The 19508-nt window shown below is 65.4% G+C and carries 15 protein-coding genes and 1 pseudogene; 6 read left to right on the top strand and 10 right to left on the bottom strand.

What is annotated here, in order from left to right; translation table 11 throughout:
* Positions 1-7: 7 nt before the first annotated feature.
* Complete coding sequence (locus tag HWX31_RS02800) at positions 8-964, bottom strand: ABC transporter permease (protein WP_174964374.1); 957 nt, start codon at positions 962-964, stop codon at positions 8-10.
* 36 nt (positions 965-1000) lie between these two features.
* Positions 1001-2038 (bottom strand): ABC transporter substrate-binding protein, encoded by a 1038-nt coding sequence (locus tag HWX31_RS02805; RefSeq protein WP_174964373.1) that lies wholly within the window; start codon positions 2036-2038, stop codon positions 1001-1003.
* A gap of 376 nt (positions 2039-2414) precedes the next feature.
* Here HWX31_RS02805 and HWX31_RS02810 point away from each other — a divergent pair, with 376 nt between their 5' ends.
* The 3 genes from HWX31_RS02810 (at position 2415) to HWX31_RS02820 (ending at position 5757) form a co-directional block, all read left to right on the top strand.
* On the top strand, positions 2415-3566 hold the full coding sequence (locus tag HWX31_RS02810; RefSeq protein WP_059613099.1) for a porin: 1152 nt from the start codon (positions 2415-2417) through the stop codon (positions 3564-3566).
* A 233-nt stretch (positions 3567-3799) separates the two neighbouring features.
* Positions 3800-4612 carry an OXA-1043 family class D beta-lactamase gene (blaOXA, locus tag HWX31_RS02815; RefSeq protein ID WP_059726574.1) on the top strand — a complete coding sequence of 271 codons (813 nt, stop codon included), beginning with the start codon at positions 3800-3802 and terminating at the stop codon, positions 4610-4612.
* Positions 4609-5757 carry an acyltransferase family protein gene (locus HWX31_RS02820; protein WP_174964372.1) on the top strand — a complete coding sequence of 383 codons (1149 nt, stop codon included), beginning with the start codon at positions 4609-4611 and terminating at the stop codon, positions 5755-5757. Before blaOXA ends, HWX31_RS02820 begins: the two co-directional genes overlap by 4 nt.
* 36 nt (positions 5758-5793) lie before the next feature.
* On the opposite strand, the gene HWX31_RS02825 is transcribed toward HWX31_RS02820, so the two are convergent.
* Complete coding sequence (locus HWX31_RS02825) at positions 5794-6321, bottom strand: Lrp/AsnC family transcriptional regulator (protein WP_059613091.1); 528 nt, start codon at positions 6319-6321, stop codon at positions 5794-5796.
* 151 nt (positions 6322-6472) lie between these two features.
* Between HWX31_RS02825 and mdeB the strand changes: the two genes are divergently transcribed.
* Positions 6473-9199, top strand: coding sequence for an alpha-ketoglutarate dehydrogenase (mdeB, locus tag HWX31_RS02830; protein ID WP_174964371.1), 2727 nt, complete (start codon positions 6473-6475; stop codon positions 9197-9199).
* Between the two features lie 24 nt (positions 9200-9223).
* On the opposite strand, the gene HWX31_RS02835 is transcribed toward mdeB, so the two are convergent.
* Positions 9224-9931, bottom strand: coding sequence for a haloacid dehalogenase type II (locus HWX31_RS02835; RefSeq protein ID WP_174964370.1), 708 nt, complete (start codon positions 9929-9931; stop codon positions 9224-9226).
* Between the two features lie 139 nt (positions 9932-10070).
* Positions 10071-10571, bottom strand: a complete 501-nt coding sequence (locus tag HWX31_RS02840; RefSeq protein WP_174964369.1) for an Lrp/AsnC family transcriptional regulator — start codon at positions 10569-10571, stop codon at positions 10071-10073.
* Between the two features lie 157 nt (positions 10572-10728).
* Here HWX31_RS02840 and HWX31_RS02845 point away from each other — a divergent pair, with 157 nt between their 5' ends.
* Positions 10729-11745 carry a 1-aminocyclopropane-1-carboxylate deaminase gene (locus tag HWX31_RS02845; RefSeq protein WP_059613084.1) on the top strand — a complete coding sequence of 339 codons (1017 nt, stop codon included), beginning with the start codon at positions 10729-10731 and terminating at the stop codon, positions 11743-11745.
* A gap of 458 nt (positions 11746-12203) precedes the next feature.
* Here the strand turns inward: HWX31_RS02845 and HWX31_RS02850 are convergent, their stop codons facing one another.
* The 5 genes from HWX31_RS02850 to HWX31_RS02870 form a co-directional block, all read right to left on the bottom strand.
* A complete protein-coding gene (locus tag HWX31_RS02850) occupies positions 12204-13184 on the bottom strand; it encodes a fimbrial protein (RefSeq protein WP_174964368.1) in 981 nt (326 codons plus the stop codon).
* 158 nt (positions 13185-13342) lie between these two features.
* Entirely contained in the window at positions 13343-15991 is a 2649-nt protein-coding gene (locus HWX31_RS02855) for a fimbria/pilus outer membrane usher protein (protein WP_174964367.1), read from the bottom strand.
* Positions 15992-16076: 85 nt separating this feature from the next.
* Complete coding sequence (locus HWX31_RS02860; protein ID WP_415493121.1) at positions 16077-16817, bottom strand: fimbrial biogenesis chaperone; 741 nt, start codon at positions 16815-16817, stop codon at positions 16077-16079.
* A 118-nt stretch (positions 16818-16935) separates the two neighbouring features.
* A complete protein-coding gene (locus tag HWX31_RS02865) occupies positions 16936-17520 on the bottom strand; it encodes a fimbrial protein (protein WP_059613241.1) in 585 nt (194 codons plus the stop codon).
* Between the two features lie 798 nt (positions 17521-18318).
* Positions 18319-18726, bottom strand: a complete 408-nt coding sequence (locus tag HWX31_RS02870) for a fimbrial protein (RefSeq protein WP_174964365.1) — start codon at positions 18724-18726, stop codon at positions 18319-18321.
* Between the two features lie 33 nt (positions 18727-18759).
* Between HWX31_RS02870 and HWX31_RS02875 the strand changes: the two are divergent.
* Positions 18760-18956 (top strand): annotated as a pseudogene (locus HWX31_RS02875) (1-aminocyclopropane-1-carboxylate deaminase); the annotation flags it as partial.
* Between the last annotated feature and the right edge of the window lie 552 nt (positions 18957-19508).

A 19508-nucleotide genomic window follows, 5' to 3' on the forward strand; every position in this document is an offset into this window, starting at 1 on the left:
TCCGCTCCTACGATTGCGCCGGTTGATTCGAGTCGACGCCGGACGACGACGCCTTGCGCGGCAGCCGGTACGGCACCCGCGACGCGCCCTTCTGCCGCCGCTGCTGCGCGAGCCGGCGGCGCGCGCGGCGCTCCTGGCCGAAGCCCTGGCTGATCCGGTCGATCACGATCGCGAGGATCACGATCGCGATGCCGGCCTGCGTGCCCTTGCCGACGTCCATCGTCTGGATGCCCGCGAGCACGTCCTCGCCGAGCCCGCGCGAGCCGATCATCGACGCGATCACGACCATCGACAGCGCCATCATCGTCGTCTGGTTGATGCCGGCCATGATGCTCGGCCGCGCGAGCGGCAACTGCACATTGACCAGCAGCTGCCGGCGCGTCGTGCCGAACGCGCGCGCCGCTTCGGTCACGTCGGGATCGACCTGGCGGATGCCGAGATCGGTCAGACGGATCAGCGGCGGCAGCGCGTAGATGATCGTCGCGAGAATCGCCGGCACCTTGCCGAGGCCGAACAGCATCAGCACCGGAATCAGGTAGACGAAACTCGGCAGCGTCTGCATCACGTCGAGCACCGGCAGCAGCATCCGGCGCAGCCACGGGCTGCGCGACGCGAGGATGCCGAGCGGCACGCCGATCGCGACCGACAGCACCGTCGCGACGAGCATCAGCGCGAGCGTCTGCATCAGCTTGTCCCACAGGCCGAAGCAGCCGATCGCATAGAGCAGCAGCATGAACAGCACGCCGAGGCCCGCGCGGCGCGTCGCGTTCCACGCGATCGCGCCGACCGCGAGCAGCACGAGCCACGGCGGCGCCGCGCGCAGCGCGCCTTCGAGCGGCACGAGCAGGTAGCGCAGCAGCAGCGCGCTGAAGTGATGAAAACTGTCGCCGTACCGTGCGACGAATGTCTCGAGCGCGCCGTTGACCCAGTCGGCGATCGACAGATGCAGGAAGAAGCCGTTCATGATCGTTCTCCATCGCGCCGCGACGGCGCGCGAGCATTACGCGCCCTTCAGGCCGCCGGCGATCTTCTGCGCGACGTCGTTCGGCACCCACTGCTTCCACATGTCCGCACGCGTGCGCAGGAACTGCGTCGCCATCGCCGCGCCGTCGATCTTCTTCGTCGTCATGTCGAGGATCGTCTGGTTCAGGAAGTCCATCGGAAAGCGAACCTTCTCGAACATCGCGACGAGGTCCGGATTCGCGTCGGCGAACGGCTTCGACACGCCCACCGTCAGCCGCGACACCATGTACGACGACGCGCACTGATGCGTGCTGCTCTCGTCGCGCAGCGTCTTCCAGCATGCCTCGTTATAGGCCGGCATCTTCAGCGCGACGAACTTGTACTTCGCCATCAGCGCGGCCGGGCCCCAGTAATAGAACACGATCGGCGCGCCGCGCTGGTACGCGGACGCGATCGCCGCATCGAGCGCGGCGCCGGTGCCCGGGTGGAAGTTCGTATACGACTGGTCGAGCTTCAGCACGCGCATGAGACGCGTGTTCACGCGCTCGCAGTCCCAGCCCGTCGGACAGTTCAGGAAGCGGCCCTTGTCGGGCTCCTCCTCGTCCGCGAACACCTGCTTGAACTTCGGCAGATCGTCGAGCGACGCGAGCCCCGGCGCGACCGGCTTGAGGTTGCGTGCCGGATCGCCCTTGACCACGTATTCGGGCACGAACCAGCCCTCCTTCGTGCCGCCCGGCAGCGTGTCGCCGATCAGCTTCACCGCGCCCGACGCGACCGCCTTCGCGGTGATCTCGCTGCGGCCCGTCCACTGCTCGGCCCAGACCTGCAGGTCGTTGCGCGCGAGCGCGGTTTCGGTCGCGGCGGTGCTGCCCGGCACGACGTCCGTCTTGCAGCCGTAGCCCTTCTCCATGATCTGCCGCAGCACCTCGGTCGCGAACGCCCCGCTTTCCCACGTGATGCCGGCGAAGTGGACCGTCTTGCCGTCCCCGCACGCGCCGCCGGCCGCGTGGGCCGCGGGCGCCGACAGGATCGCGGCGGCGGCGAGAAGGACGGTCTTCAGTCGTCGAATCTGCATGATGGGTCGTCTCCAATATAGGGCTTGTTGTCGATGCGTCGCGCCGCGCGCGGCGGCCATATCGGGCCACGCTGCATGTTTGGACCGCCAAATTGTTTATGGAAGCGAGTAATTCCGATCACTGCGATCGGCAACGCCAATCGCCCCCGCGACGCGCGCCGGGGCCGCCGGACGCCCCATCGGCGACATCGATTCCATCCATCGGAATTACTCGCTTTTGGTTCCGCATCCGGTTCGCAAGAATGCGCGTGTCATCGGAGGAGACACGAACGCACGCCGCCGGTCCCGGCACGCCCGGCCGCTGCGCATCGCTCCGGATGACGGGGGCGCGCCGCGCTCACGACAACCGACACAAGCTGGATACCCGGAGATCTCAATGAAAACGAAACTGACGGCGCTCGCCGTGACGGCCGCCTTCGCGTCGCCCGTGTTCGCCCAAAGCAGCGTCACGCTGTACGGCGTGATCGACGAGGGCCTCAATTACACGAACAACGTCGGCACCGGCCACGTCTACGAAATGGCCAGCGGCTATGCGCAGGGCAGCCGCTGGGGCCTGAAGGGGAACGAGGATCTCGGCGGCGGCCTGAAGGCGCTGTTCCAGCTCGAGAACGGCTTCGACGTGAACAGCGGCCGCCTGAACCAGGGCGGCCGGATGTTCGGCCGCCAGGCCTACGTCGGCCTCAGCCACGCGCAGTACGGCACGCTGACGCTCGGCCGGCAATACGACTCGGTCGTCGACTATCTCGCGCCGACGACGGCGAACGGCAACTGGGGCGGCTACCTGCTCGCGCATCCGTTCGACAACGACAACACCGACAACTCGTTCCGGCTCGACAACACGGTGAAGTACGCGAGCCCGAACTTCAACGGCTTCCAGTTCGGCGGCGCATACAGCTTCAGCAACGGCACGAACTTCGCCGACAACCGCGCGTACAGCTTCGGCGCGCAATACCAGAACGGCGGGCTGCTCGTCGGCGCGGCCTACCTGCAGGCGAACAATCCGGGCAACGGCTCGGCCGGCGCGATCACCGCGAACGACGCGAGCTACATCGCGGCGCGCATGCGCGTGTTCGGCGCGGGCGTCAACTACACGTTCGGGCCCGCGACCGTCGGCTTCGCGTACACGAACTCGAACTACAAGAACCCGACCGGCAACGGCTATCTCGGCACGCCGGGCGCGATCATCGCGCCGGGTACGACGGTCAGCGCGATCAAGTACCAGAACTTCGAGGTGAACGGCGCGTACCAGATCACGCCGGCGTTCATGGTCGGCGCGCAATACGTGCTGTCGCTCGAGAAGTACGATTCGTCGGCCGGCAACGCGAAGCCGAAGATCCATTCGGTCGGGCTGATGGCCGACTACAACCTGTCGAAGCGCACCGACGTCTACCTGCAGGCCGCGTATCAGCACATCGCCGGCGACAAGACGAACTCGATCCTCGACCAGGCATTCATCCCGGGCACCGACGCGCCGTCGTCGACCGCGAACCAGGTCGCCGTGCGCGTCGCGCTTCGTCACAAGTTCTGACGGCTCTGCCCGTTCCACGCGGCCCCCGCGTCGCGTCTGCGTGCTGGGGGTCTTTGCCCGCCCGCGTGCGACAGCACGCCGGCGGGCTTTTTCATGAGCCGCGCCGACGTGCTTGCTCGACGCACACGTCGCGCGCGACGGCCTCTACAATGTCGCGGGCGGCAACGAAGGGCCGGCCGCCGTCATGAGACTGATCCAACAACGAAGAACGACATGCCTTTTCCGAGGACCTCATGCTGAATCCGCTGCAACGCACGCTGTTCGCACTCGCGGCCGGCGCACTCGCCGCCACCGTCGCCCACGCCAAACCCCTCTGCACGATCGTCGCCGACGCCGCGACCGGCCGCGTGCTCGTCCGGCAAGGCGAGTGTGCGACCCGCGTGACGTCCGCGTCGACGTTCAAGGTCGCGATCAGCCTGATGGGCTACGACGCGGGCTTCCTGAAGGACGAGCACACGCCGACGCTCCCCTATCGCGACGGCTATCCCGACTGGGGCGGCGCCGCGTGGCGCGAGCCGACCGACCCGGCCCGCTGGATGCGGATCTCGATCTTCTGGTACTCGCAGCAGGTCGCGCAGGCGCTCGGCCAGGCGCGCTTCCAGCAGTACACGACCGCATTCGGCTACGGCAACGCCGACGTGACCAGCAAAGAGAGCGAACTGAACGGCGTGATGGGTGCATGGGCCAACGGGTCGCTGCGGATCTCGCCGCTCGAGCAGATCGACTTCTTGCGCAAGATCGTCAACCGGACACTGCCTGTCAGCGCGCATGCATACGACATGACCGCGCGCCTCATGCAGCTCGACGCGCAGCCGGGCGGCTGGACCGTGCACGGCAAGACCGGCACCGGTTCGCCCGGCGCGCAATACGACGCGGCGCACGCATACGGCTGGTTCGTCGGCTGGGCGACGAAGGGGCCGCGCACGCTGGTGTTCGCGAACCTGATCCAGGATGACAAGCCGCAGCGCCCGAACGCCGGCATGCGCTCGCGCGACGCGTTCCTCGACGCGCTGCCTGCGCTCGCCGATTCCGCGCAGCCGCGATGAGCGCCGGCCCGCGCAATGCGCGGATCGACCTGCTGCGCGGCGTGTCGATCCTGCTCGTGCTGCTGCATCACTTCAACATCGCGTATGCGCTGCGCGACACGGCGCTTTCCCGCGCCTTCGGCTGGGACGTCGTGCATGCGGTGGTCCGCAACGGCAACTACGGCGTGACGATGTTCTTCGTGATCTCAGGCTACCTCATCACGTCGAACGCGCGGCGCAGATGGGGCAGCCTCGCCGCGATCGACGTGCGCGCGTTCTACGTGTCGCGCATCGCACGCATCGTGCCGTGCCTGCTCCTGCTGCTCGCGCTCGTCAACGGGCTCGCGGCGGCGGGCGTGCCGATCTTCGCCAATCACGCGCCGCAGGGTGTGACGGTGTCGTTCTGGCTCATCAATCTCGCATCGCTGACGTTCTGGATGAACGTGCTGATCGGCGCATACGGGTGGGTCAATTACGCGCTCGGCGTGCTGTGGTCGCTATCGGTCGAAGAGGTGTTCTACCTGTCGTTTCCGCTGCTGTGCATCGCATTGCGGCGCGACGCGCGGCTGCTGGCGTTCTGGGCGCTCGTCATCCTGATCGGCCCCGTGTACCGCCTCACGCATTCCGGCGACGAAGGCGGCTTCCTCTATGCATACCTCGCGTGCTTCGACGGCATCGCGATCGGCTGCTGCGCGGCGGTGCTGGCCGACCGGCCGCGCTGGCGCGCGTTCGCGCAACCGGCAGTGCAGTGGCTCACTGCGGCCGCGATGACCGTGCTCTATTTCGCGTGGCCGATCGCGCAGAGCCACGTCGCCGGCGTAACCGCGATGGCGCTCGGCACGGCCGTACTGCTGGCCGGCGCGCATGCGCGGGCCGCCGGCGGCGATGCGCGCGGCGGCCGCCTGCTGGCGCCGCTGCGCTGGAGCGGCAGGCTCAGCTACGAGCTCTACCTGTTCCATCTGGTCGTGCTCGGCGGCATGCGCACGCTGTTTCCGCCGCGCGCGACATTGGGCGACGACAGGCTGCTGCTGCTCGCGGCCTATCTCGTGCTGTCGGCCGGCGTGAGCGCGGCCATCGCGCGCGGCTACGCGACGCCGCTCGACCGCTTGATCAAGCGGCAATGGGCGCGCGCGCCGGCGCGCAGGCCGGACGGCGCCCGCGTCTGATGCGGGGGCCGGCGGGCCTGCGCCGGCTCCCGCCGCTCAACCCCAGTCCGACGCCGCCTCGTCCGGATCGACGAGCGTCAGCCCCGCCGCCGGCAGCGGCAGCGCGGTCTTGTAGCGCACCTGCTTGAGCGCGAAGCTGGAGCGGATGTTCGACACGCCCGGAATCGTCGTCAGCCGCTCGATGATGAAGCGCTCGAGCGTGCGCATGTCGGGCATCACGACGCGCAGCAGATAGTCGGCGTCGCCCGACATCAGGTAGCACTCCATCACCTCGGGCCTCAGCGAAATCGCTTCCTCGAAGCGTTGCAGCGCGTCCTCGACCTGCTTCTCGAGGCTCACCTGGATGAACACGTTGATCCGCAGGCCGAGCGGCTCGGGGTCGAGCAGCGTCACCTGCTGCTTGAACAGGCCGAGCTTCTCCAGCGCGCGCACGCGGTTGAAGCACGGCGTCGCGGACAGGTTGACGGCGCGGGCCAGCTCCGCGTTCGTGATCCGCGCGTTCTGCTGGAGCTGGTTCAGGATGCCGATGTCGATGCGGTCGAGCCGCCGGGGATTCGAGCTCATGGTGAAAATATTCCGGAATCGTGGTTGCACACGGAATATTTACACTATCCAGCGGCGAATGCCCAATCAAATCAGACGCATATTCTGCGGACCGGCGGGTAGCATGATCCCATTGATGCGCGCCCCGGAACCGGCGCGCCGGAGACCTGCGATGACGGATTTATCGAGCGGTATCGAGCAGACGAAACGCGCCGGCGGCATGCCCGCCCCCGTCGACCGCGACCCCGAGGAAACCGCCGAGTGGCTCGATGCGCTCGACGCGGTCGTCTTCCACGTCGGCAAGGACCGCGCGCAGTTCCTGCTCGACCGGCTCGCCGCGCATGCGCGTGAGCACGGGCTCGCGTCGGTGCGCACGCCCGTCACGCGTTACCTGAACACGATTCCGGCGCACGAGGAGCCGCGCTATCCGGGCGACCTCGAACTCGAGGAGCGGCTGTCCGCCGCGCTGCGCTGGAACGCGCTCGCGATGGTCGTGCGCGCGAACCGCGCGTATGGCGAGCTTGGCGGGCACATCGCGAGCTACGCGTCGGCGTCCGACCTGTTCGAGGTCGGCTTCAACCATTTCTTCCGCGCGGCCGCGCCGGACGGCGGCGCAGGCGCGGGCGGCGACCTCGTCTACTTCCAGCCGCACTCGTCGCCGGGCGTCTATGCGCGCGCGTATCTCGAAGGGTTTCTCGCCGAGGATCACCTGAAGCACTACCGGCGCGAGATCGCGGGGCCGGGGCTGTGCTCGTATCCGCATCCGTGGCTGATGCCGGATTTCTGGCAGTTCCCGACCGGCTCGATGGGCATCGGCCCGATCAACGCGATCTATCAGGCGCGCTTCATGCGCTACCTGCAGCACCGCAGCCTCGCGCACACCGACGGCCGCACGGTCTGGGGCTTCTTCGGCGACGGCGAGATGGACGAGCCCGAATCGCTCGGCGCGCTGTCGCTCGCGGCGCGCGAGGGGCTCGACAACCTCGTGTTCGTGATCAACTGCAACCTGCAGCGGCTCGACGGCCCGGTGCGCGGCAACGGCCGCGTGATCGACGAGCTCGAAGCGCTGTTCGCGGGCGCCGGCTGGAACGTGATCAAGGTGCTGTGGGGCTCCGACTGGGACCCGCTGTTCGCGCGCGATCACGCCGGCGCGCTCGCCCGCGCGTTCGCGGAAACGGTCGACGGCCAGTTCCAGACCTTCTCCGCGAACGACGGCGCGTACAACCGCGCACGCTTCTTCAGCCGGAACCCGGCGCTCGCCGCGCTGGCCGAGCGCCTCACCGACGCGGAGATCGATCGCCTGCGCCGCGGCGGCCACGACGCGCGCAAGCTGCACGCCGCGTATGCGCGCGCGCTCGCGCATCGCGGCCAGCCGACCGTGATCCTCGCGAAGACGATGAAGGGGTTCGGCATGGGCGCGGCCGGCCAGGGGCGGATGACGACCCATCAGCAGAAGAAGCTCGACGTCGACGACCTGAAGGCGTTCCGCGACCGCTTCCGGCTGCCGCTGTCGGACGACGACGTCGAACGGCTCACGTTTTACAAACCCGCGGAAGACAGCCCGGAGATGCGCTACCTGCATGCTCGCCGGGCTGCCCTGGGAGGCTATCTGCCCAGAAGGCGGAGAGCGGCATCGGCGGGGCTGACCGTCCCGCCGATGCCGGCCTGGGGCGCATTCGCGCTGGACGCGGGCGGCCGCGAGATGTCGACGACGATGGCGCTCGTGCGCATCCTCGCCGCGCTGCTGAAGGACAAGGCGATCGGCTCCCGCGTCGTGCCGATCGTCGCCGACGAGGCCCGCACGTTCGGCATGGCCAACCTGTTCCGGCAGGTCGGCATCTATTCGCCGCTCGGGCAGCGCTACGAGCCCGAGGATCTCGGCTCGATGCTCTACTACCGCGAGGACACGCGCGGGCAGATCCTCGAGGAAGGCATTTCGGAGGCCGGCGCGATCTCGTCGTGGATCGCCGCGGCGACGTCGTACAGCGTGCACGACCTGCCGATGCTGCCGTTCTACATCTACTACTCGATGTTCGGTTTCCAGCGCATCGGCGACCTGATCTGGGCCGCCGCCGACCAGCGCGCGCGCGGCTTCCTCGTCGGCGCGACGTCGGGCCGCACGACGCTCGGCGGCGAGGGGCTGCAGCACCAGGACGGCAGCAGCCATCTCGCCGCATCGACGATCCCGAACTGCCGCGCGTACGATCCGGCGTTCGCGTACGAAGTCGCGACGATCGTCGATGCCGGCATGCGCGAGATGGTCGAGCAGCAGCGCGACGTGTTCTATTACGTGACGGTGACCAACGAGAACTACGCGCAGCCGTCCGCGCCCGACGGCGATCCGCATGCGCTGCGCGAAGGGATTCTCAACGGGATTTACCCGCTGTCGCCGGCGTCGCGGGACACCGCGCACGTGCAGCTGCTCGGCGCGGGCGCGATTCTCGGCGAAGCGCTCGCCGCGCAGCGGATGCTGAAAGACGACTGGGATATCGACGCGGCCGTGTGGAGCGTGACGAGCTTCACCGAATTGCAGCGCGACGGGATGGAAGCCGAACGGCTGTCGCGGCTCGGCGACGCCGACGTGACGCCGTATGTCGCGCAGGCGCTCGGCGCGTCGCGCGGGCCCGTCATTGCCGCAACCGATTACGTGCGCGCGGTGCCCGAACTGATTCGCGCGTACGTGCCGCGCCGTTACGTGACGCTCGGCACGGACGGCTTCGGGCGCAGCGACACGCGGCAGGCGTTGCGGTCGTTCTTCGAAGTCGATCGCGAGAGCATCGTGATTGCCGCGCTGAAGGCGCTCGCGGATGAACGCGAGATCGGCGCCGAGGTGGTGCGCGCCGCGCGCGAGCGCTATCGGAAAACGGCGGGAGCCGGCGACGCGCCGTGGCAGCGCTAGCGCCGCTCGCGCGCCCCGCGCTGTTCAGCAGCCGAGCTGCGCGGCGAGATCGATGAAGTCGTGCGCGTTGATGTCGAAGCGGTCGTCGAAGGCCGTATCGACGTCGCCCCCGGGACCGAATTCGAGCGGCCGCGCGACGAACGCCGTCTTCATGCCGAGCGCGGCGGCGGCGACCAGGTCGTACTTGTGGCACGCGACCATCATCGCATCGCCCGCCGCCACGCCGAGATAGCGCAATGCCATCCGGTAGGTGCGCGGATCGGGCTTGAACGTCCCCGCCATTTCCGCCGCGAAGATCGCATCCCACGGCAGCGCGCCGCGTTTCGAGATGTTGACGACCGCGCTCACGTCGGCATTCGACAGCGTCGCCAGCTTGAACTTGCGCTTGAGCCGCTGCAGGCCTTCGACCGTGTCCGGCCACGGCGCGATCGTCTGCCACGCGAAATTGAGCGTCTCGCGCTCGCCGTCGGTGAAGAACGTCAGGCCCCACGCGTCGATCACTTCGTCGAGCGCGCGCCGATAGATGCGGTCGACCGACGACCACGGCTGCTCGCCTGCGAGGATCGCATCGAGCGCGGGCCGGTACTTGCGCCGCCAGTCGTCGACGAAGCGCCCCCAGTCGATGCCGGGCGCACGCGCGCCGGCGATTTCGCGAGCGGCCGCGCCGACCGTCGTGCGGAAATCCGTGGCCGTGCCTTGTACGTCGAAGATGAGTGCCTGAACGTTCTGCATCGGGGTCTCCGTCTGGATGCGATCGCGTGCTGCGCTGCAACGAACGTCGAGCATAGCGCGCCGCCGGGGACGCGTCACGCCGCGCGCGTAGTGCGACCGCTCGACATTCAGGCACCTTTCAGGAGCCGCGCCACGCGCATTACACCGGCAGCGCGTGCGTCGACAGGATCTCCTTCAGCACCATGAAGCTGCGCACCTGCCGCACGCCCGGCAGGTACAGCAACTGCTCCGCATGCAGCCGGTTGAAGCTTTCGCTGTCGCGCGTGCGCACCAGCATGAAGTAGTCGAACTCGCCGGTCACGACGTGGCATTCGACGCACCCCGACACCTTCTGCGCGGCCTTCTCGAACGCCGCGAACGCTTCCGGCGTCGAGCGGTCGAGCACGAAGCCGATCACCACCAGCATCCCCGCGCCGAGCGCCTTCGGCTCCAGCAGCGCGACGATCCCGCGGATCAGCCCCATCTCCTTGAGCCGCTCGACGCGCCGCAGGCATGCGGGCGCGCTCAGCTTCACTTTCGCGGCGAGCGCGACGTTCGAGATCGACGCGTCCTGCTGAAGCTGCCGAAGGATCGCGCGATCGATGCGATCGAGTACCGGCGCGGCATCCGGTGCGACCGCCGATTTGCTGCTTAATTTCATTGCGTCTGTCTCCTTCTCGACGAACAACTGTTGTCTATCGCTTGGCGATTTCGTCATAAACGTAGGATGGACAGATTTATTTCGCAAGCTCATTTCGCGCGCACTTGCCTATCATTTTTTCATCGCGTCACGGCCGGCGCCCTTTACGGAGACACTGATGAACCTGCAACGCTTCCCCCGTCACCCGCTGACCTTCGGCCCGACGCCGATCCAGCCGCTCAAGCGCTTGAGCGAACACCTCGGCGGCAAGGTCGAGCTGTACGCGAAGCGCGAGGACTGCAACAGCGGCCTCGCGTTCGGCGGCAACAAGACCCGCAAGCTCGAATACCTGATTCCCGACGCGCTCGCGCAGGGCGCCGACACGCTGGTGTCGATCGGCGGCATCCAGTCGAACCAGACGCGCCAGGTCGCGGCCGTCGCCGCGCATCTCGGGATGAAATGCGTGCTCGTGCAGGAGAACTGGGTGAACTATTCCGACGCCGTCTACGACCGCGTCGGCAACATCCAGATGTCGCGGATGATGGGCGCCGACGTGCGGCTCGTTCCGGACGGCTTCGACATCGGCATCCGCCCGAGCTGGGAAGACGCGCTGGAGAGCGTGCGCCGCGCCGGCGGCAAGCCCTACCCGATTCCGGCCGGCTGCTCGGAGCATCCGCTCGGCGGCCTCGGCTTCGTCGGCTTCGCGGAGGAAGTGCGCGCGCAGGAAGCGCAGCTCGGCTTCAAGTTCGACTACATCGTCGTGTGCTCGGTGACGGGCAGCACGCAAGCCGGAATGGTCGTCGGCTTCGCGGCCGACGGACGCGCCGATCGCGTGATCGGCATCGATGCGTCCGCGGCGCCGGAAAAGACGCATGCGCAGATCACGCGGATCGCGCGTCATACCGCCGAGCTGGTGGATCTCGGGCGCGCGATCACCGAACGGGACGTGATCCTCGATACGCGCTACGGCGGCCCCGAGTATGGGCTGCCGAACGACGGCACGCTCGAGGCGATCCGGCTGTGCGCCCGGCTCGAGGGCGTGCTGACCGACCCCGTCTACGAAGGCAAGTCGATGCACGGGATGATCGACAAGGTGCGGCGCGGCGAATTCGAGCCGGGGTCGAAGGTGCTATACGCGCATCTGGGCGGGGCGCCGGCGTTGAGTGCGTACAGCGCGATTTTCAGCAACGGATGACGCGCTCCGGCGTGCCATCGCGCATGCCGTGCCACGGAACCGGCCCGGACGGCAATCGTCCGATCCGGGCCGGCTCCCCCTTCCGGTTTCCGTTTCCGCTGCCCTCCTTTTCCGTCATCCTGCCGCCGCCTCCCCGCGCGGCCCAACGATCGATGCGACGTACGGGGTTTTCCGGTCCGGAATAGGCGGGTTTTACAACGCCGACGCAACGTTTCCGATCGACCGGCCATTCACTCGGCATCGCCGTCCATCGCTTGCTCACCCCTCCGTATGGAAGCAACCAGCCGATGCGGAGTCAACGCGCAGCCAGCCGTCGCAAACTGGCGTAGCGGGTATCGACGCCCGCTTTCAACGCTCGCGACATGTGCAGCGACACGCATGAAAACGCCTCGGCTCACACCAACGGAATCCGCCGACGGTCCTCGCCTTGCGCGATCGTGCCGGCATGCCACCGGTCGTCACTGGTAATCGACCAGGATTTGTGCGGAGCCGCGCACCGAGCCAGCCGTGACATTGGCGCCCGTCTGCACGTACTGCGCCACCAGCGGTACGGAATACGATCCGCCGGTTGACGTCTGGTAAGCGTCAAGCTTGATCGATTTATTGAACGGCACCGGAACGTTGGTCCGATCGACCAACTGGATGCCGATGCCTTTACCCGTCGATCCCTGACCGAGCGGCAGCGTTCCGCTGATCGACTGAACCGGCGCACCTACCGGCTCGACCGAATACCCCACGCGGGCAAACCCTGCCGGACAGTTATTGAATTTCAGGTCAAACGGCATCGAGCCAGCGAAGCCTGCCGTCTTCCCGACGCCACTGAAGCGCGCCGATGAAACGCCCGGCAGCACGATGGTCTGGTCGGGAATCTTGCATGTACCCGTCACGAACCGGATCGTACCGGACAGCACGATCGCAAGCTTCGTGGAATTGCCGGCGCAATAGCCCGAGGGTTGCCGGTCACAAATATAGATATAGGATGGGTTGGCACCGCTCCCATCGCTCGCCAAGCTACCGGGCGTCAAAGGTCGGCTATCCCGAACCAACTGCAGTTCGAGCGGCTGCTTGCTGATCACATTATTTCCGGGGGCGTCCATTCGGGGTTGCGGTACGCCATTGATCAGCAACCGGACGGACACGCCCGACACATTTGTCACTATGTCCGGACCGGGTCCCAATTGCGATCCGCCGGATGGCCACAGTGACACTGCATTGATCGGGCACGTCGCCGCGCCACACATCTGCTGCATCGACACATAGTCCCGTGTCAGAATCGTTCCGACAGGTGTCGTATCCGGCAGCGTGATGAGCGAGCTGAACGCGGTCACCGACTTATCGATTGCATAGCTGGAAGGCGCCCACAACGCGCAGGTCGCAATCATAGCGAGAACGACGATTCTTCTGGTTTCGGTCAATCCGGTTAAAATCTTCCTGAGCACTTGTAGCCATCCTAATCAATACGACATTCATCAGAGCTTTGATATGGCATTTCTGCACTTCCCGCGCCCGACGCCGTCGAATCCATCGTCATAGACAGCGTCGCCGACGTATTCCCGGACACGGTCGCGTCGGTCAACGTCACGTATGCGTTCGCCGCTCATGCGGCCGGCCTGGCACCCTGCTTCACCACCGTCGGCGCGAAATCGGCCACGCCACCTGCCACGCACGGCAACTCGATGCTTTGCGGCGGCTGATATCCGCTGGCTCGCTTGCGCACCGGCAGCGAATACGACATGCTGCACACGGCCTCGCCGTCACCCTTTTCCCATTGCACCTTCAACTCGCCCTTCTCGCCGAGACCGCGCGCCAGCAGCTTGCCGCCCTGGCCGATCACGCCGATGTCCTTGCCGGCCGCATCGGTCACGACCGCGCCGAACGGCACCGGCGCTCCGTCCGCCTGCCGCGCGCGAATCACCGCCGAACGCCCGTACTCGGTCTTGAACACCAGCAGCGGCACGGCGCCCGCGAGCGGCGCGACGCGCTGGCTCGTTTCCTTCAGCTCCACGTCCGTCGACAGCCCCTTCGGGTCGAGCGACACGTCGTTCATCGAGAACGGCGTCAGGAACGGCACGATCGCGTAGCCGTTCCTGTCCACGCGCACGCCCGACGCATTGGTGACACGTGCGCCTTCCGCATTTTTCGCCTCGACGATCGCAAAGGTTTCCGACAGCGGCTGCGACAGCGTGATGCCGCCACGGTGCGCGACGATCGCGCCGCGCGCGCCGGCCGAGTACTGCTGATAGTCGCTGCTCGCGCTGACGCTGCTGTTCAGCTCCGCGAGCGAACCGCGATACATGACGTTCGCACCGCCGCTCGTCTGCGAGTTGCCCGACGCGGCTTGGTGGTTCACGTTCACGCCATACGACACGTTGCTGTCGGCGCCCAGCGAGCCGCTCAGGCTCGTCATCACCTGCGTCGAGCCGCGCGAATCGTGGTTGAAGTTGGTCGACAGCGTCGCCGGCCGCGTGCGGCCGAGCGGAATCGACAGCCCGGCATAGACGAGCGTGCTCGCCTTGCCCAACGCATCGCGCTGACGCGTCGCCGACACGTTGTACGACACGTTTCGGAACGAATTGCTGTAGCCGATCGTGAAGTCGGTATCCGATCCCTTGCGGTTCCAGTAGGTCGCCGTCGACGCGGTGAGGTTGAGGCTGCCGCCCTTCTCGCCGAGCTGCTGGCTCATCGTCAGCGACGCGCGATTGCGTTGCCGGTAGAGCCCGGACGACGACCCGCTGGCCTTCGCCTGATCGCGCGCAGCCATTGCGTCGTTCAGCCCGAAGAAGCCGTTCGTCGAATAGCGGTACGCGGCGATCGCGACGTTGGTGCCGGTCGCGGCGACCGTCTTCGCATAGCTGACGCGGAAACTCTGCCCCGAGTAGGTCCGCTCGTTCGGAATCTTCGTGGTCGCATGCGTGACGTCGACGCCGAACGCCCCCCACGACGTGTTCAGCACCGCGCCGGCCATCGCGGACAGATAGCCCTGCGCGACGGTCGCGCCGCCATAGCCGGTCAGCGAATTGGTAAAACCATGCTGCCAGGTCACCTGCGTGAATACAGGCTTCGTGTTGGCCAGGTTGCGAACCGCGCCGGCCGTGAAGCTGTAGCGATGCTGACCCGGACGCAGCGACATCGGCACGGCCGCGTAGGGCACCGAGAACGAATGCTCCGAACCGTCGGCTTCGGTGACGAGCACCTTCAGGTCACCGCCGTAGCCGGTCGGATACAGATCGTCGATCACGAACCCGCCGGGCGCGACCGTCGTCTCGTATAGCTTCACGCCGTTCTGCGAAATCGTCACCTTCGCATTGGTGTTCGCGATCCCACGCACAACAGGCGCATAGCCACGCTGCGATTCCGGCAGCATCCGGTCGTCGGTAAACATCCGCACGCCGCGAAACGACGTCGAATCGAACAGGTCGCCGGACGTGTACGTATCGCCGACGACGAGCTGTGACGACAACGACGCAAGATCGCGCTGCATGTAGGTCGCGACGTTCTCGTAGCGCCGGTTGCCGCGATCGTCCCAGTTGAACGAGCCGCTGTGCCGAAAGTGCCACCGCTGGTAATTGAACCCGCCATCGACGCCGACATAGCCCTGCGTGCTGCCCTTCGCGCCGCTCGCGCGAGAGTGATACACGTTGGCGTTATAGCCGACCATCGCGACCGGCACGCCCTCGCTCCATTGGTCCGGGTTCACGTAGCCGCGCGCCTGGCGTCGCATCGAGATCTGCGGAATGCTCAGTTCCAGCCGGAGACTATTGAAATCGAAACTGACCGACGCCTCGGGAATCACCTGGCCGATACGCATGCACGCGCCGTCCTGATCCAGCGTCGCGCGGATGTCCGGCGGCAGGCGCGTCAGATCGACACCGATCCGGTCCAGTTGCGCCTTGTCGAAGCACGGCTGCGCATCAGCCGTGTTCGGCGCGGCCTCGAAATTCACCTCGCTGCGGCCGACCCAGCCGCCGTTGACGTAGATGTCCGGGCTGTACATGCCGGCGCGAATCACGTTACCGCGCCCGTAGCGCGACACGTCGATCGCACCGCCGCCGTTGTTCAGGAAACCGCCCTCGAACTCGACCTGCGCGAAATCCGTCTGCGCGACCTGCAACGGCACGCCTTCATCCTGAAGGTCGGCGTACGCATCGGCCTGCCACCCCGCGATGATCGAGAGGACCAATGCGCAGATTGGTTTCAGCCTGGGCTTCCGCTCCGCTTGCAGACCGTTGTATTGCCTCTCAATCATGGATTCGTTCCCGTGGATTATTCGGTTTTTGCTATCTGAATTGCGCTAACTTCTACCGCCCGCGAAAGGCCCTCCCGCTGTGGCGTCATTTGGCGACCGTCGTCTGGTGGGCATGACTGGAGCCCCAGTCGTCGACGCTGCTGAACAGGACCGTTGCACCGGTCAGATTCGCGCCGGTCGCGCCCTTGATCAAAAACGAGGCTGTCTCGCCGGGAAGCACGTAGCCAACCCCTGCGTCGAACGACTTGCCGCCGGATTTCAATTCGATGCCGGCGATATTGACGACGTATGCGGTCGGATTCACGGCCTTCAGCACCGGGCGGTGCTGATCGTCTGTGCCGAGCGTCCACTTCAGTTGCGCCGGCGCATCCACCGCGTTGCCATGCAATCCGCTGGGCCGGTACATCAGCTTGACCCGCGTGCGGAACGCGAACTGCAGACGGTTCACTTCGTCTTTAGTGGTCGCCTTGGGCGGCACATCGAGCACGTTCAGCCAGAACAGCGATTCCTTGTCCGCCGGCAGCGGCTCGCCCGTATGGATGATCCGCAATGTCTGGCCCTTGCCCGGTTCGACGCGGAACACCGTCGGCGTAACCACGAACGGCACGTCGATCGTGTCCGGCGACGCCCGCACATCGCCCTTGTCGAGCCACGCCTGGACAAGCGCCGGCAGCTTTCCGTCGTTGGCGAGCTGAAGCGTGACCTCCTTGTCGGCCGCGTCGAACACGATGCGCGTTCCGGACAGCGTGACGCTCGCCTGAGCGCTCACGCAGAACAGCAACGACATCAATATCGAAAGGATTCCATACGAACGGTTCATTTTCATTTTCGATACATCTCCCAGATATGTAGTACGAATCAATAGACGATCACGAACACGTCGAATCTCTTACCGTTCCGGCCTCCTCCCGGAGGCCGGAACGCTCACTCAGAACATCGGGTGCTTAGGGATAGATCAGCGAGTACGTAACGAACGAGTTCGCGGAACCGCCGGTGACCTTGTCGCTCGTCGCGACGTACTGGGCCGCGAATTGCAGCGTCGCGGTGCCGGTGCCGCCTTCGGCGGTGTCGATGTCGACGACCTGGGTGCCCTGCGTCGAGCTTTCCGCACCGATCTTGATCGGCTCGTACTTGTCGTTCAGGATCGCGATTTCGACGTCACCTGCCGCGTCGGCGCCGGTCGGCTTCAGTCGGCCGGTCGCGAGGTTCACGTTCGGCCCCGGTTCGAACGCCACCGAAACCTTCTTCACCGGCGCCGGAATGGTGTTTTCGCCATCCTTCTTGTCCGTCGTGCAACCCGACAGCGCCAGCGTGAACGGCGTACGGCCGGCGGTCGCCCCCGCGGAAGCGAGCTGGTTGGTCGCGGCCTTCGGCAGCGGAACCGTCAGGTCGTTCGTGCCGCCGTTGATCTTGCAGGTCGATGCGACCACCGACCCCGTGAAGTTGATGGTGCCATCCGAAGCGTGGGCAGCATTCATGGCCATGAGCGCCAGACCGACAGCCGACATCATCAGCGAGATTTTTTTCATTTCGAGTTCATCCAAACGTTAATAGAGAATTCACAGCGACATTTTTCCGGCCGGAGTCATACCGCCACACTGCTACATCACAAACCAGCAAAGATTTATGCTTCCGTTCTCCTTGAAATTTCACAGAATCAATCACCCTCCCATGAAATCCAAGGAGAGCACCCGGAACTTAAAGACACTCGATTATCTTGATTCGCAGCGCGCAGCAACATCGCCAAGCAAATAGAGCCGGACAGTGGATCCACCAGTCCGGCGCTGCATTAAAATCAATTCCGCAGTTACACAATCACGCCAAAACATAGATACAAAGATTTCGCAATATAAATTCACAAAAATCATGGGTATGGAATTTACATTGCTTAAAAATCAAGGGGTCTCGAATCAATGATATAATTTTAATGAAGATCCCCACCCCAAAGAACAGGACGAGTACTAAAACCAAGAAAAACAAATTCGGACAAGTACCAAATATCAACGAAGTCACGACACTGTCGAGATTTAAAACTTCCGTCTTGGCCTGCCGGCCGACCTGGAGAGAATTTCAGCCGTTCGCCACCGACATGAAAATCGGCAAAGGTCTGCTTAATCGGCCGCGGAGCAAGCGACAACGTCGGCGAACGGGCCAGCGGTGGGCAATCGATCGGTGCGACCGCACGCGGACAGGGCCTCTATCGGCATCGAAACCCACGTTGAAGGCGCAGGCTGTTCGGACGATACAGCCTGCAAATCGAGCATCTCGACTGCGCCGGGCTCCGTATCGACAGCGTCCGTCGGAGCCCAGTGTGCGTGCCAACCCGGCTACTGATACGAGAAAGTAAACGTGGCGCTGGCGTCGAGCGAGCCCGGTGTAAACGTCGGCGCCGTTTTCACATACCTCGCCACCAGCGGAATAGAGAGACTGCCGTCCGTGACCTGACCCGCGAGCCATTGGTTCTTGTTGCCCTTGACTGCCGAGTCCGGTCCGAAGTTGAGTGGCGTCTCGCTGCCTTGCTTGTAGATCTGAAGCCCGATGCCATGTGACGTCGAACCGGGCAGCGCACTCAGGACCGTGCCGTCGTTCGACGGATTCGCCGCGTCGGTCAGCGTCGTGTAGACATTCACGGCGCCCTGGCAATTGACTCGCAGCTTCACCGGCGCGGATTCTTCCGATACGGCGCCCACCGCCTGCAGCTTCTGGCCCACGAGTTGCGGCAGCTTGACATTCATCTGCGCGCCCGATGCCAGCGTGCATCTGCTCACGGCACGCTCGAGGCGATCCGGCTGTGCGCGCGCGTCGAGGGCGTGCTGACCAACCCCGTCTACGAAGGCAAGTCGATGCACGGGATGATCGACAAGGTGCGGCCGGCGAATTCGAGCCGGGCTCGAAGGTGCTGTATGCGCATCTCGGCGGCGCGCCGGCGTTGAGCGCGTACAGCTTCATTTTCCGGGACGGTTGACGTATACCGCGAGATGCGGCGCGCGCGACGGCGCGCCTCCCATCTCGGCGGCCAATCGACGCATTACGCTCCCCTCTCCCCGCCCGCTTCCCCCAACAAGCCAAGCGAAACCGTCGCTGCCCGAAAGCGGCTCGGCTTCGGCGTAGTACCCGCAAAGCCCTGGCATACCGCAACTCGCTCGAAACAATCGCGCCGTTACACGCATTTAAATTTCCAATACGTCGTAGCGGCAGTTGCATTTTTCGATCACATGAATGGGCAAGAGTGTTTCCGCCGTCATTCATTCCAATTCCATGCTTTGAATCTCGCCGTCGCGCGAACCATCGTCCCCGGCCACGCGGCGAGCTCAAGACCGTGCCAACCATGGGCAACCTCTCGTGATTTAACAATTCATGAGGATTGGTTGAAGGTTCCACCCCCATCCATAAAATTAGTACTTGTACTACTGCTTTGGCGACCGCTTTAGTTTTCGTCCAGTTTCCCGCCATGCCTCGCATCCGGAAAATACAACCTGAAATGCACGCATCAAGGCGCATCTCCTGTTCGCCCTGG

The sequence above is a fragment of the Burkholderia ubonensis genome, from assembly GCF_902833085.1.
Taxonomy (GTDB): Bacteria; Pseudomonadota; Gammaproteobacteria; order Burkholderiales; family Burkholderiaceae; genus Burkholderia; species Burkholderia ubonensis.